The sequence below is a fragment of the Citrobacter sp. Ce104 genome (assembly GCF_030334595.1).
Classification (GTDB): Bacteria; Pseudomonadota; Gammaproteobacteria; order Enterobacterales; family Enterobacteriaceae; genus Citrobacter; species Citrobacter europaeus.
In genome coordinates this window covers 114,586-128,583 of record NZ_JAOWDP010000021.1, presented here as the reverse complement: position 1 = coordinate 128,583, position 13,998 = coordinate 114,586, and the positions used below count along the sequence as shown (strand labels likewise).

Genomic DNA, 13,998 nt, shown 5'->3' with positions numbered 1-13,998 from the left:
AGTGAAACGCCGTAGCGCCGATGGTAGTGTGGGGTCTCCCCATGCGAGAGTAGGGAACTGCCAGGCATCAAACAAGTGAAAAAGCCCATCCTGACGGATGGGCTTTTTTGCGTCTGTACGGAGTGAAAACCGCCGGACTGAACGTGTTTTGCAGGCCTGATAAGCGCAGCGCATCAGGCAAGCAGGCAATACAACAGTTACTGCCTTACCCATTGCGTAATAAAATCAGTAAGTTGCTGTATATCGTTGATATCTAACAATGGAACATCCACCGCCAGCGGAACATCACTGGCAACCGCGATAACATATTCGTCTATCGCCAATTCTTCCGGACTGTGCCCGCAACCGTCGCGAAAAAGCACGATCTTAGCAACAGGCTCATGCTTAAAACCCTCAACCAACACCATATCCAACGTTGAAGCATCCATCCTGCTTACCAGGTACGCTAAATCCAGTTCGGGCTCTTCCGGCGTCTCTACCATTAACGCCCAACGTTGTTGGCTGGCGACCAGCGTTTGCGCTGCACCTGCTTTGCGTAGCTCATAGCTATCTTTGCCGGGCGTGTCGACATCCATATTGTGATGGGTATGCTTAATCAATCCGGGACGAATACCTCTGGCACGTAGCTCCGGGATTAATTTTTTGAGCAGCGTGGTTTTCCCCGTTCCGCTCCATGCTGCTATAGCGAGTAATGGGATCATGATTTGTCCTGCCATTTTGCGAGTTCTTCAGGGGTATTCACGTTCACGAACGCATCTTTGCGATCGCTGAAATCCACAGCATGACCGCCAGCCTGGCGCATAAAGACCATGACGCGCCTTTCACCGGACTGAAGATAATCCTGTAACAAGGGCTGCATGGAGCGGTGCATCAGCGCAATGGTCGGGTGATCTCTTTCCCCATCGTGCACCCAGACAACGGGTGCGGTTTTGCGCTGTTCCTTCAAACGTGTAACCAGATCATGAGGAATATAGGGCATATCGCACGGGCAGAACAAAAACCACTCCCCCGTTTGCTGCAGGAATACCGATAGCATCCCGGCCAGTGGGCCAGGGAAATCGGCCAATGAATCGGGGATAACTTTCAGGCCGCTTTGCTGGTAAATATCCCGGTGGCGATTGGCGTTAACCACCACGGTTTCGACCTGCAAAGCGAGGGTATCGGCCACATGCCGCCAAAGAGGTTTACCGTCCAGTTCAAGCAGACCTTTATCGGTTCCACCCATCCGTCTGGCCTTACCGCCAGCCAGCACAACCCCTGTTATTGCACTATCCAGAATCACTGATATCGCCTCTTTTAATGTGGGATTGACCCTGCTAACGTATCTGTATTGAGCCTAAGGAGCACAACCATGAAATGTAAACGTCTGAATGAAGTTATTGAACTCCTCCAGCCTGCCTGGCAAAAGGAACCGGATCTTAATCTGATGCAATTTTTACAGAAACTGGCGCAAGAGTCAGGTTTTGACGGCGAACTGGCGGATTTAACTGATGACATTCTGATCTATCACCTGAAAATGCGTGACTCGGCGAAAGATGCGGCCATTCCAGGTATTCAGAAAGATTATGAAGAAGATTTTAAAACCGCACTACTCCGCGCACGTGGCGTAATTAAAGAGTAAAAGCTTGTAATCGCCGCCACCGAAAGCGCTGCGAAATGATATCCTGAATCATTCGTAGTATTTTCCGGATGATGGGATGAACGACAACGCTTTTAATTTCCAGACGCTACACCCGGATACCATCATGGATGCACTGTTTGAGCAGGGGATCCGGGTGGACTCCGGGCTTACCCCGCTTAACAGCTATGAAAACCGTGTCTATCAATTCCAGGACGAAGACCGTCGACGCTTTGTCGTTAAGTTTTATCGCCCTGAACGTTGGTCTGTCGATCAGATCCAGGAAGAGCACCAGTTTGCTCTGGAACTGGTAAGCGATGAAGTCCCGGTAGCTGCTCCGCTGGTATTCAGCGGCCAAACGCTGTTAAGCCATCAGGGTTTTCATTATGCGATCTTCCCTAGCGTCGGTGGAAGGCAGTTTGAGGCCGACAATATCGATCAAATGGAGGCGGTGGGGCGCTATCTGGGGCGTATGCATCAGACCGGAGGTAAGCATAATTTTGCCTTCCGCCCGACGATAGGTCTTGAAGAGTACCTGACTGAGCCGCGTAAACTTTTTGAGTACGCGCAGCTGATCCCATCAGGGCAAAAGGCGGCCTTCCTGAAGGCGACAGATGCACTTATCGCGGTCGTTACCGAACGTTGGCATACACGTTTTTCCACGTTACGCCTGCACGGTGATTGTCATGCCGGTAATATCCTGTGGCGCGATGGCCCGATGTTTGTCGATTTAGATGATGCCCGCAATGGTCCAGCCGTTCAGGATTTATGGATGCTCCTCAATGGCGATAAAGCTGAACAACGTATGCAGCTTGAAACCATTATCGAGGCTTATGAAGAGTTTAGTGAGTTCGACATCTCTGAAATCGGACTGATAGAACCTTTACGCGCTATGCGTTTAGTTTATTATCTTGCCTGGCTAATTCGACGTTGGGCTGACCCTGCATTTCCAAAAAACTTCCCGTGGTTAACCGGGGAAGATTACTGGCATCGTCAGACCGCGACCTTTATTGAGCAGGCAAAAATTCTGCAAGAGCCCCCCTTACAATTAACGCCAATGTATTAATCGGAGAAACTTGAACATGAAAAAAATATGGCTGGCGCTGGCTGGTATGGTCTTAGCTTTTAGCGCATCTGCAGCGCAGTTCCAGGATGGTAAACAATACATCACTCTGGAAAAGCCAGTTGCGGGTGAACCGCAAGTGTTGGAGTTCTTCTCCTTCTACTGCCCGCACTGCTATCAGTTTGAAGAAGTGCTTCACGTCTCTGATAACGTGAAGAAAAAACTGCCGGAAGGCACCAAGATGACCAAATACCACGTCGAGTTTCTGGGGCCTTTGGGCAAAGATCTGACGCAGGCATGGGCGGTTGCTATGGCGCTGGGCGTTGAAGATCAGGTCACTGTTCCGCTGTTTGAGGGAGTTCAGAAAACTCAGACCGTTCAGTCCGTTGCTGATATCCGTAAAGTGTTTGTCGACGCAGGTATTAAAGGCGAAGACTATGATGCGGCATGGAACAGCTTCGTAGTGAAATCACTCGTGGCGCAGCAGGAAAAAGCAGCGGCTGATTTACAGCTGCAGGGCGTTCCGGCGATGTTCGTGAATGGCAAATATCAGGTAAATCCGCAGGGCATGGATACCAGCAGCATGGATATCTTTGTACAACAGTATGCGGATACCGTGAAATACCTGGTTGGTCAGAAATAAAAGCAAAAGCCGGTCACTGACCGGCTTTTTTATTTGAGGCTTTAATCGCGTCGAGCTGCGCGTCTTTCTCACTCCATAGCGTATTTAGCCAGAGCTGAAACCGACGCTTGAATCCTTTATCGTTCACGTAATCACCGTGCAACTCTTCATCAATTGGCTCCAGATTCACCCGCACGACAATCCGCGTTAGCTTACCGCTCAACATATCGTAGAACGGTCGGCTACTGTTTTCCGGATAGCACAACGTGACGTTCAACATTTTATCGAACTGTGAACCCAGTACGTTCAATGCCATCGCAATACCGGCTGCCTTGGGTGGGAGTAGGTTTTGATAAGGAGAGCGGGTTTGCTCGCGTTTCTCTTTGGTAAAGCGTGAACCTTCGACAAAATTCACAATGGTTGTCGGGTGTACGCGAAACTTCTCGCAGGAACGACGTGTTGTTTCGACATCTTTTCCGCGCCGTTCCGGATGGCGGAGCAGATAGCCACGCGAATAGCGTTTCATGAACGGCATATCCAGCGCCCAGCAGGCCAGGCCAATAAAGGGCACCCAGGCCAGCTGTTGCTTGAGGAAATATTTATTCATCGGGATGTGTTTACGGAACAGAACGCAAAGCACAACAATATCGGCCCAGCTGTAATGGTTACAAATGAGCAGATACCAGTTTTTCTTGCTAAGACCTTCCAGTCCCTCGACATCCCATTTCAGTCGCGGATTGAGGTATAGCAGTAGCGCCAGACCTTCACACCAGCAGTACATCATGAAATTACAGAACACGGAAACCTTGCGCCAGACGACAGGAACGGGCAAAAGGAGTTTCACAACTCCGGCAAGGATGATCGGCACAGAACAAAAAATCGTGACCAATATGGTCAATACGATACTCAGCAACAGCGTTATCGCAGCGAGTATTCTCGTCATAATTAAATTATTCAAAAGGTTAGCCATAGATAGTGCGCTAAAGAGGCGCAAGGGGCTGATTTTATCAGAAAACGAACCAAATGATGGCTCTTCCCTGAATAGAAAAAAAGAGAATATCTATCCACATCAGGATATAAGCTGGAAAAATGGAATAAAATGCTGCGCGCTAAATTAAGCTTATGAAAAATATATATAAATACAATGAAGCACTAATTGCCTTGCTATATTTAAAGAACTGAAAATTATTTATTCACAAAGTTATCCACAGCCGTGTTTGCGAGCAAAGCAGAAGAACTGCAAAAGTTTTTCGACAAATGCGGCGAAAAACTCATGTTTTTATCCTGTCTGTGGCATCCTTTACCCATAATCTGATAAACAGGCACGGACATTATGGTTCAGATCCCAGAAAACCCCCTTATCCTTGTAGATGGCTCCTCTTACCTTTATCGCGCATACCATGCGTTCCCGCCGCTGACTAACAGTGCAGGGGAGCCTACTGGCGCGATGTATGGCGTGCTCAACATGCTGCGTAGCTTGTTTCTGCAATATCAGCCGACCCATGCTGCGGTGGTATTCGACGCTAAGGGTAAAACCTTCCGTGATGAGTTATTCGAACACTACAAGTCGCACCGCCCACCTATGCCGGACGATCTGCGAGCGCAGATTGAACCCCTGCATGCGATGGTAAAAGCGATGGGGTTACCACTGTTGGCCGTATCAGGCGTGGAGGCGGACGATGTTATCGGTACGCTGGCGCGGGAAGCAGAGAAGGTGGGTCGTCCGGTGCTGATTAGCACCGGCGATAAAGATATGGCTCAGTTAGTGACGCCGAATATCACCCTGATCAACACCATGACCAATACGATCCTCGGCCCGGATGAAGTGGTGAATAAGTACGGCGTCCCGCCGGAACTGATCATCGATTTCCTGGCGCTGATGGGGGACTCCTCAGATAACATTCCTGGCGTTCCAGGCGTAGGTGAAAAAACCGCGCAGGCTCTGCTGCAGGGGCTGGGTGGGCTGGATACCCTCTATGCTGAGTCAGACAAAATAGCGGGGCTGACTTTTCGTGGTGCGAAAACCATGGCGGGCAAACTTGAGCAGAATAAAGAGGTGGCGTACCTCTCCTATCAATTGGCTACTATCAAAACGGATGTTGAGCTGGAGTTGACCTGCGAGCAGCTGGAAGTCCGTCAACCGGCAGCAGAAGAACTGCTTGGCCTGTTTAAACAGTATGAATTCAAACGTTGGGTTACCGACGTTGAAGCGGGTAAATGGCTACAGGCGAAAGGAACGAAGCCGGCGGCAAAACTACAGGAAACACTCGTTGTCGATGAAACGCCTGAGGAGCCGGCTACGGTTCTTTCGTATGATAACTATGTGACGATTCTGGACGAAGCGACGCTGGAAGAGTGGATCGCGAAGCTAAAAAAAGCGCCTGTTTTTGCTTTCGATACTGAAACTGACAGTCTGGACAACATCTCCGCGAATCTGGTTGGCCTGTCTTTTGCCATTGAACCGGGTGTGGCTGCATATGTTCCTGTTGCCCACGATTACCTGGACGCCCCCGATCAAATCGCTCGTGACCGCGCGCTGGCGCTGCTGAAGCCGCTGCTGGAAGATGAGAACGCGCATAAGGTCGGACAAAACCTGAAGTACGATCGCGGTATTCTGGCGAACTATGGCATCGAGCTGCGCGGCATCACCTTTGATACCATGCTCGAATCCTACATTCTGAACAGCGTCGCTGGCCGACACGATATGGACAGCTTGTCTGACCGCTGGCTGAAACATAAAACCATCACCTTTGAAGAGATCGCCGGAAAGGGCAAAAACCAGCTGACCTTTAACCAGATAGCGCTGGAAGAAGCCGGTCGTTACGCTGCGGAAGATGCCGACGTTACGCTACAGCTGCATCTGAAGATGTGGCCGGAATTGCAGCAGCATAAAGGGCCGCTGAACGTCTTTGAAAATATCGATATGCCGCTGGTGCCGGTTTTGTCTCGCGTTGAGCGCAACGGTGTGAAAATCGATCCGGCAGTTCTGCACAAGCATTCAGAAGAGCTGACGCTGCGTTTGAACGAGCTGGAGCAAAAAGCACACGAGATCGCCGGAGAAGCGTTTAACCTCTCTTCCACCAAGCAACTGCAAACTATCCTGTTTGAAAAGCAGGGTATTAAGCCGCTGAAGAAAACCCCTGGTGGTGCGCCATCAACGTCGGAAGAGGTACTGGAAGAGCTCGCGCTGGATTACCCGTTGCCGAAAGTCATCCTGGAATATCGTGGCTTAGCAAAACTGAAGTCAACCTATACGGACAAGCTTCCGTTGATGATTAACAAGAAAACCGGGCGCGTGCACACCTCCTATCATCAGGCGGTTACCGCTACCGGGCGCTTGTCTTCAACGGACCCAAATCTGCAGAACATCCCGGTACGAAATGACGAAGGTCGTCGTATTCGTCAGGCATTCATTGCGCCAGAAGACTATGTGATTGTCTCTGCGGACTACTCGCAGATTGAATTGCGCATCATGGCGCATCTCTCACGTGATAAAGGCCTGCTTACCGCGTTTGCCGAAGGGAAAGATATTCACCGTGCAACGGCGGCGGAAGTTTTTGGCTTACCGCTGGATTCCGTGACCAGTGAACAACGCCGCAGCGCGAAAGCCATTAACTTCGGTCTGATCTACGGGATGAGTGCCTTTGGTCTGGCGCGCCAGTTGAATATTCCGCGTAAAGAAGCGCAGAAGTACATGGACCTCTACTTTGAACGCTACCCTGGCGTGCTGGAATATATGGAACGAACTCGTGCGCAGGCGAAAGAGCAAGGTTATGTAGAGACGCTGGAAGGGCGTCGTCTCTATTTACCGGATATTAAATCCAGTAATGGCGCTCGTCGCGCAGGTGCAGAGCGTGCGGCAATTAACGCCCCGATGCAGGGTACAGCCGCAGACATTATCAAACGCGCCATGATAGCGGTGGATGGATGGCTGCAAACCGAGCACCCGCGCGTGCGCATGATTATGCAGGTACACGATGAACTGGTGTTTGAAGTGCATAAAGATGACCTGGAAAGCGTCTCTAAAAAGATCCACCAACTGATGGAAAATGAGACCCAGATTGACGTGCCGTTGCTGGTGGAAGTCGGTAGTGGTGAAAACTGGGATCAGGCGCACTAAGGGTTTACTGAATAACGCCCCTTTTTCGTAACTAAGCAACATAAGATAGAACTTTTTGTGATGTTCATTAGAATTCCCTATGTAAGGAATGAAAAAAAATTACAAAAAGTGCTTTCTGAGCTGCTCAAAAAAGAGTAAAGTTATTCACGTAGGGTACAGAGGTAAGATGTTCTATCTTTCAGACCTTTTACTTCACGTAATCGGATTTGGCTGAATATTTTAGCCGCCCCAGTCAGTAATGACTGGGGCGTTTTTTATTGTGCGAAAGAAGGTTTCGCACATGCTGTAGGCCGGATAAGACGCGCAGCGGCGCCATCCGGCAATACGGTGGGTTATTCTCCGTCCTGTATCTCTTCAACCGGTGCCAGTTCACTAAACCAGCTATCCAGCTTCTGCCGTAGTTTGTCCACACCCAGCTTTTTCAGTGATGAAAATGCTTCTACCTGCACATCACCATTAAATGCCAGTACGGCTTCACGCACCATATTCAACTGGGCTTTGCGCGCACCGCTGGCCAGCTTATCTGCTTTAGTCAGCAGTACCAGAACCTGAACGTTGCTCTCAACTGCCCACAGGATCATCTGTTGATCGAGATCTTTTAGCGGGTGACGAATATCCATAAGCACCACCAGACCTTGCAGGCTCTGTCGTTTTTCCAGATATTCAGCCAGCGCGCGCTGCCATTTGCGCTTCATCTCTTCCGGCACTTCGGCATAACCGTATCCTGGCAAATCGACCAGGCGTTTGCCGTCAACGACTTCAAACAGGTTGATAAGCTGAGTACGACCCGGCGTTTTAGATGTACGCGCCAGACTCTTTTGATTCGTCAGGGTGTTTAGCGCACTGGATTTGCCTGCGTTGGAACGGCCAGCAAAAGCCACTTCGATACCGGTATCGGAAGGTAAGTGGCGAATATCAGGCGCACTCATCACAAAGTGCGTCTGTTGATAATTCAAGTTAGTCAAAGCAGTCCTCTCCATCAATCAGGGCTTTGCAGCGATTATACCTGAACCCCAGCAAAAGGCTGGTTTTTCGACGAGTGGGCTGTGTAAGTAAAAACCTCGCACTTTGTGAGACATTGCCGATAGTTTCTATACGAGATGACAGAGTAAAAAATGACGGAACTAAAATAAATCATAGAGTTACATTAGGGTGCTATTCTTAAAATCTGAAATTGTTACCCAGGTTACTTGTACGTTTAAACCAAAACGGTAAAGTAGTGTCCATAGCGAGGAAGCTGACAGGATAGTCGACTCAGGATGAGGGTCAGGAGCGCCAGGAGGCGAAGACACAGGATTGTCAGGAAGACAAACGTCCGGAGACGTTAGTAAAAGGAAATGGAAACAACACGGAATGTTTCAGGCTAAAGGAAAAACAGGGTGTGTTGATAGCCAACAGGGAATGTAGAGCCCGTAAGGGTTGAGAGTCAGGAAAAAAGGCGACAGATTACTCTGTCGCCTTTTTTCTTTATTTCTGCTAGATTCCGGCGCAATTATATACTGAATAAAAACAGCCAAAGACGAATCATGATGAAACCAACTTCTACACCACGCGGTAAAGGTCCTGCAAAAGCGCGTCGTAAAACACGCGAAGAAATTAACCAGGAAGCTCGCGACCGTAAGCGCCAGAAAAAACACCGTGGTCATGCGGCAGGTAGCCGTGCGTCCGGTAGCGAAGGCGCATCTGGTGGCGGAAACCAAAATAAGCAAAAAGATCCTCGTATTGGCAGCAAAACCCCCATTCCATTGGGCGTGACCGAAAAAGTCACCAAACAGCACAAACCGAAGAGTGAGAAACCTATGCTTTCACCACAGGCTGAGTTGGATTTACTGGAAACGGATGAGCGCCTGGATGCGCTGCTGGAGCGTCTTGAAGCTGGAGAAACCCTGAGCGCAGAAGATCAGACCTGGGTTGATGCCAAGCTGGACCGCATCGATGAACTGATGCAAAAGCTGGGTCTTTCTTACGATGACGAGGAAGAAGAGGAAGAGGAAGAAAAACAGGAAGACATGATGCGCCTGCTGAAAGGCGGCAACTAACGATTTTACACCGTGGGTCTTCCCGTCCTGCTTATAACCCTTCCGGTTATATGTTATCTGGTGTGGTTATTCGTTAAACTACAGCGGTTGTCGCGGCGACAGAAGTGGCTGCGCAACCGACTTATCACCCGTAGTGGGGTTAAGTCGGTACGCCGTACCCGCCAGAGACGCCATCGGAAGGAGTGAGCATGTCAGAGCAGTTAATAGACTGGGACCTGGCCCTGATCCAGAAATATAACTATTCCGGGCCACGATATACCTCGTACCCGACCGCGCTGGAGTTTTCCGAAGACTACGGCACTGAAGCATTTCTAAAGGCTGTGGCGCGTTATCCTGAGCGTCCGCTCTCGCTGTACGTTCATATCCCGTTCTGCCATAAACTGTGCTACTTCTGCGGTTGCAACAAGATTGTGACGCGTCAGCAGCATAAAGCCGATCAATACCTCGATGCCCTGGAACAAGAAATCATTCATCGCGCTCCGCTGTTCGCCGGACGCCATGTCAGCCAGTTGCACTGGGGCGGCGGCACGCCAACGTATCTGAATAAAGCGCAAATCAGCCGTTTAATGTCGTTGCTGCGTGGCAACTTCAACTTCAACGACGATGCCGAAATCTCGATCGAAGTGGATCCGCGTGAAATTGAGCTGGATGTGCTCGATCATTTACGTGCTGAAGGTTTTAACCGCCTGAGCATGGGGGTACAGGACTTCAACAAAGAAGTTCAGCGCCTGGTGAACCGTGAGCAGGATGAGGAGTTTATCTTTGCGCTGCTGAATCATGCGCGGGAGATTGGTTTTACCTCAACAAATATCGATCTGATTTATGGCCTGCCAAAACAGACGCCGGAAAGTTTTGCCTTTACCCTGAAACGCGTGGCTGAGTTGAATCCAGACCGTCTTAGCGTCTTTAACTACGCGCACCTGCCAACGCTGTTTGCCGCTCAGCGTAAGATTAAAGATGCCGACCTGCCCAGCGCGCAGCAGAAACTGGATATCTTGCAGGAGACCATCTCGTCACTGACCGAAACCGGCTATCAGTTTATTGGTATGGATCATTTTGCCCGCCCGGATGACGAACTGGCCATTGCACAACGCGAGGGTGTTCTGCATCGCAATTTCCAGGGCTATACCACCCAGGGGGATACCGAGCTGCTGGGGATGGGCGTATCGGCCATCAGTATGATTGGCGACAACTACGCGCAGAACCAGAAAGAGCTGAAGCACTATTACCAGCAGGTAGACGAGCAGGGGGACGCGCTGTGGCGCGGAATCGCCCTGACCCGCGACGACTGCATTCGTCGGGATGTTATTAAGCTCCTGATCTGCAACTTCCGCCTCGACTATGCCGCCGTGGAACAGCAATGGGACCTGAACTTTGCTGACTATTTTGCCGAAGACCTGAAACTGCTGGCGCCGTTGGCGAAAGATGGACTGGTGGATGTGAATGAGAAGGGGATTCAGGTTACGCCAAAAGGGCGGCTGCTGATCCGTAATATTTGCATGTGCTTCGATGCGTATCTGCGTCAGAAAGCGCGGATGCAGCAATTCTCGCGCGTCATTTAACCGGGTTGCCCGGTGGCGCTTCGCTTACCGGGCCTACCAAAATCTCACTACGTAGGCCGGTTAAGCGAAACGCCACCCGACAAACCCGCTAGCTGAACAGCCCAACCAGCGCTGCACACAGCACTGCGGCAACCGCAGTTTGTGGCGTATGGCTTTCGACTGCACCGCTCGACAGCAGATTAATCATTGATTCCAGCATGATAACTTCCCCCGTTTGCCGGGCACGATCATACTTAACTCATCGGAACAGTAAAGCGCAAAATAGCAGCAATTTGCGCTTAATAATCAATCTTTACACAGTGACGATTTGTCACTCCATACCGAGTTCTTTTAACTTCCGCGTCAAGGTATTACGCCCCCAACCGAGCAGTCGTGCAGCTTCCTGTTTATGCCCCTGGGTATGGCGTAGCGCGGTGGTTAACAGCGTACGCTCCAACTCTGGTTGCGCCTCAGAAAGCAGGTTTTGATGACCGGAACGTAATGCCCTATCCGCCCACTGTGCCAACAGGGTTGCCCAACTGTCTGGTTGCATATGTGACGGTGCGTCAGGCACGGTGGTTTCAAACAGCTCGGTTGGTAAGTCCTGAATCAGTACTTCCTGTCCGGCGGCCATGACGGTTAACCAGCGACAGGTGTTTTCAAGCTGACGCACGTTTCCAGGCCAGGCCAGACGGGTGAGTGCCGCCTCGGTTTCCGGGTGTAATTGCTTGGCTTCTACTCCCAGTTCGCGGGCGGCCTCCTGCAGGAAATGACGCGCCAGGCGTGGGATATCTTCCCGACGTTCGCGCAGTGGCGGCAGATGTACCCGAATGACGTTCAGGCGATGGAATAAGTCCTCACGAAATTTGCCTTCCTGCACGCGCAGTTCAAGGTTTTGGTGCGTGGCGGCGATAATGCGCACATCCACTTTCACCGGTGCGTAACCACCCACGCGGTAAAACTGTCCATCGGCTAATACCCGCAATAAACGCGTTTGTACGTCCAGCGGCATATCGCCTATTTCATCGAGGAACAGCGTACCGCCGTCTGCCTGTTCAAAACGCCCCTGACGAATCGTATTCGCCCCGGTAAACGCGCCTTTCTCGTGACCAAACAGTTCAGACTCGATCAAATCTTTCGGAATAGCCGCCATGTTCAGCGCGATAAACGGCGCTTTGACGCGCGGGCTATGACGGTGCAACGCATGGGCGACCAGCTCTTTACCGGTCCCTGACTCTCCGTTTATCAATACGCTGATTGAAGACCGGGACAGGCGACCAATAATGCGAAAGACGTCCTGCATTGCCGGCGCTTCGCCGATGATGTCGGTTGTTGGGCCGTTGATCTGAACATTACGCGGCTGCTGCTGTTCCTGATAATGGCTGATGGCGCGTTCGACCAGCGCCACGGCTTCATCTATATCAAAAGGTTTGGGCAGATAATCAAACGCCCCTTGCTGATAGGCGCTGACGGCGGCATCCAGATCGGAGTGCGCGGTCATTATGATGACCGGAAGCATCGGATGCCGTTGCTTAATCTGTTTTAACAGCGTCAGACCGTCCATGCCCGGCATGCGAATATCCGACAACAGCACATCCGGCGTTTTGCTGGCCAGCGCGTCCAGCACCTCTTTACCGCTTTCAAATGTTGTGCAGCTTAGTCCTGCCCCTGCGAGCGCACGTTCAAGCACCCAACGGATGGAACTATCGTCATCAACTACCCAGACTATTCCTCGTTGCATAAACGTCACCTTTATTTCCTGATAGGCAGGTAAACCGAGAACTCGGTATGACCCGGCCAACTGGTAAATTCAATTTTGCCGGAATGTTGATCAATCAAATTACGGGCGATGGATAAGCCAAGGCCAGTACCGCCCTCGCGACCGCTGACCATTGGGTAGAACAGCGTGTCCTGTAAATGCGAGGGGATACCCGGACCGTTATCCTCAACATCAATCCGTGCCGCCAGGCGATAACGCATGCCGTGCAGCGTGAGCTGAAACGCGGTGCGGGTACGCAGAACGATTTCGCCGCCTTCCGGTCCCAGCGCCTGCAAAGCGTTACGCACGATATTTAACAGAACCTGCTCTATCTGGTCCGGATCGTGCAGTAATTCCGGCAGACTCGGATCGTAATCCCGGATCAGCGTGACGTTTTCCGGCAGCTCCATCGAGACCAGCGCTACCACGCGCTCCGCCACTTTGTGAATACTCTCTGTGACGTGCATACCCGGCTGTTGTGGCCCCAGCAGACGGTCGACCAGATTACGCAGGCGGTCGGCCTGCTCAATAATGACTTTGGTATATTCGGTCAGCGCCGGGTCCGGAAGCGCTTTACTGAGAAGTTGCGCCGCGCCGCGCAATCCACCCAGCGGGTTTTTAATTTCGTGTGCCAGGCCGCGCACCAGATCGCGGGCGGCAATCTGCTGGGCGTGCTGGAGCTGTTCCTGGCTCAGACGGCGCTGGTTATCCATTGGCGCCATCTCCAGCAAGATAAGGCCATCAGGCAGCCTCTGAGCGGTCACAGAGAGGATATGTGAGTGGCTGTCTATCACCAGCGTCACTTCGTTATCCGTAAAGCCCTGGCCTGCTTCCAGGCTCTCTCGCATCAGCCCGATGTTCAAGGAGAAATAACTCAACAGATCGGGAAGCGGAGTACCAAACAGTTTGCGGGAGCTTTGGGCGAGCAGCTGTTGCGCTGCCGGGTTGGCGTAATGTACCGCCAGCTCATCGTCGACGAGTAAGATGCTGTTGATTAAAGAATTGAGGATCTGCCCAGCATCGGGCAGCGTGCCGGTTGCCATTCAGCAGTCTCCTGAAAAGTGTTGCACCAATTTAGTGCATTATAGCTTTTTACATCAAAAAAGCGCGAAAAAGCAGGTTGTTAGTGGAGAAAAAAGCCCATCCAGAGATGGGCTAAAAGTTCCACGGCAACTAAAACCTTCGTCTTTCTCCCTACCGCTGTGTTGGCTGCTTTCGCTCACCCCAGTCACTTAC

The 13,998-nt window shown here is 51.2% G+C and carries 15 protein-coding genes and 1 pseudogene; 9 read left to right on the top strand and 7 right to left on the bottom strand.

What is annotated here, in order from left to right; genetic code table 11:
• Nucleotides 1-197: 197 nt before the first annotated feature.
• Both mobB and mobA read right to left on the bottom strand, forming a co-directional pair.
• Nucleotides 198-716, bottom strand: a complete 519-nt coding sequence (gene mobB / locus OGW16_RS01980; protein WP_101706118.1) for a molybdopterin-guanine dinucleotide biosynthesis protein MobB — start codon at nt 714-716, stop codon at nt 198-200.
• Nucleotides 698-1,282, bottom strand: a complete 585-nt coding sequence (mobA, locus tag OGW16_RS01975) for a molybdenum cofactor guanylyltransferase MobA (protein ID WP_080625908.1) — start codon at nt 1,280-1,282, stop codon at nt 698-700. Before mobA ends, mobB begins: the two co-directional genes overlap by 19 nt.
• 69 nt (nt 1,283-1,351) lie before the next feature.
• Between mobA and OGW16_RS01970 the strand changes: the two genes are divergently transcribed.
• The 3 genes from OGW16_RS01970 to dsbA all read left to right on the top strand — a co-directional run bounded on the left by OGW16_RS01970 (nt 1,352) and on the right by dsbA (nt 3,324).
• Complete coding sequence (locus OGW16_RS01970; protein WP_043018867.1) at nt 1,352-1,621, top strand: YihD family protein; 270 nt, start codon at nt 1,352-1,354, stop codon at nt 1,619-1,621.
• Nucleotides 1,622-1,697: 76 nt separating this feature from the next.
• Nucleotides 1,698-2,684, top strand: a complete 987-nt coding sequence (locus OGW16_RS01965; protein WP_286517646.1) for a serine/threonine protein kinase — start codon at nt 1,698-1,700, stop codon at nt 2,682-2,684.
• 16 nt (nt 2,685-2,700) lie between these two features.
• Entirely contained in the window at nt 2,701-3,324 is a 624-nt protein-coding gene (gene dsbA, locus OGW16_RS01960; protein WP_003028621.1) for a thiol:disulfide interchange protein DsbA, read from the top strand.
• Nucleotides 3,325-3,337: 13 nt separating this feature from the next.
• On the opposite strand, the gene yihG is transcribed toward dsbA, so the two are convergent.
• Complete coding sequence (yihG, locus tag OGW16_RS01955; protein WP_231125757.1) at nt 3,338-4,192, bottom strand: 1-acylglycerol-3-phosphate O-acyltransferase, YihG family; 855 nt, start codon at nt 4,190-4,192, stop codon at nt 3,338-3,340.
• Between yihG and OGW16_RS01950 the strand changes: the two genes are divergently transcribed.
• The 3 genes from OGW16_RS01950 (at nt 4,086) to spfP (ending at nt 7,637) form a co-directional block, all read left to right on the top strand.
• Nucleotides 4,086-4,421, top strand: a complete 336-nt coding sequence (locus OGW16_RS01950) for a hypothetical protein (protein WP_223306705.1) — start codon at nt 4,086-4,088, stop codon at nt 4,419-4,421. The two genes, yihG and OGW16_RS01950, sit on opposite strands and share 107 nt — an antisense overlap.
• Nucleotides 4,422-4,636: 215 nt before the next feature.
• On the top strand, nt 4,637-7,423 hold the full coding sequence (gene polA, locus OGW16_RS01945) for a DNA polymerase I (protein WP_286517644.1): 2,787 nt from the start codon (nt 4,637-4,639) through the stop codon (nt 7,421-7,423).
• A 166-nt stretch (nt 7,424-7,589) separates the two neighbouring features.
• Nucleotides 7,590-7,637 carry a small protein SpfP gene (spfP, locus tag OGW16_RS26435; protein WP_071892919.1) on the top strand — a complete coding sequence of 16 codons (48 nt, stop codon included), beginning with the start codon at nt 7,590-7,592 and terminating at the stop codon, nt 7,635-7,637.
• A 118-nt stretch (nt 7,638-7,755) separates the two neighbouring features.
• On the opposite strand, the gene yihA is transcribed toward spfP, so the two are convergent.
• A complete protein-coding gene (gene yihA, locus OGW16_RS01940) occupies nt 7,756-8,388 on the bottom strand; it encodes a ribosome biogenesis GTP-binding protein YihA/YsxC (RefSeq protein ID WP_042313572.1) in 633 nt (210 codons plus the stop codon).
• A gap of 209 nt (nt 8,389-8,597) precedes the next feature.
• Here yihA and OGW16_RS01935 point away from each other — a divergent pair.
• From OGW16_RS01935 to hemN, 3 genes and pseudogenes are all read left to right on the top strand, one after another.
• Nucleotides 8,598-8,846, top strand: a pseudogene (locus tag OGW16_RS01935) (hypothetical protein).
• A 106-nt stretch (nt 8,847-8,952) separates the two neighbouring features.
• Nucleotides 8,953-9,462 carry a Der GTPase-activating protein YihI gene (gene yihI, locus OGW16_RS01930; RefSeq protein ID WP_286517653.1) on the top strand — a complete coding sequence of 170 codons (510 nt, stop codon included), beginning with the start codon at nt 8,953-8,955 and terminating at the stop codon, nt 9,460-9,462.
• A 188-nt stretch (nt 9,463-9,650) separates the two neighbouring features.
• Nucleotides 9,651-11,024: an oxygen-independent coproporphyrinogen III oxidase gene (hemN, locus tag OGW16_RS01925; RefSeq protein WP_286517643.1), complete on the top strand. Its 1,374-nt coding sequence runs from the start codon at nt 9,651-9,653 to the stop codon at nt 11,022-11,024.
• A gap of 88 nt (nt 11,025-11,112) precedes the next feature.
• Here the strand turns inward: hemN and OGW16_RS01920 are convergent, their stop codons facing one another.
• From OGW16_RS01920 to glnL, 3 genes are all read right to left on the bottom strand, one after another.
• Nucleotides 11,113-11,223: a YshB family small membrane protein gene (locus OGW16_RS01920; RefSeq protein ID WP_003028631.1), complete on the bottom strand. Its 111-nt coding sequence runs from the start codon at nt 11,221-11,223 to the stop codon at nt 11,113-11,115.
• Nucleotides 11,224-11,334: 111 nt separating this feature from the next.
• Nucleotides 11,335-12,744: a nitrogen regulation protein NR(I) gene (glnG, locus tag OGW16_RS01915; RefSeq protein WP_043018955.1), complete on the bottom strand. Its 1,410-nt coding sequence runs from the start codon at nt 12,742-12,744 to the stop codon at nt 11,335-11,337.
• An 11-nt stretch (nt 12,745-12,755) separates the two neighbouring features.
• Nucleotides 12,756-13,805 (bottom strand): nitrogen regulation protein NR(II), encoded by a 1,050-nt coding sequence (gene glnL, locus OGW16_RS01910; protein WP_043018874.1) that lies wholly within the window; start codon nt 13,803-13,805, stop codon nt 12,756-12,758.
• Nucleotides 13,806-13,998 lie beyond the last annotated feature (193 nt).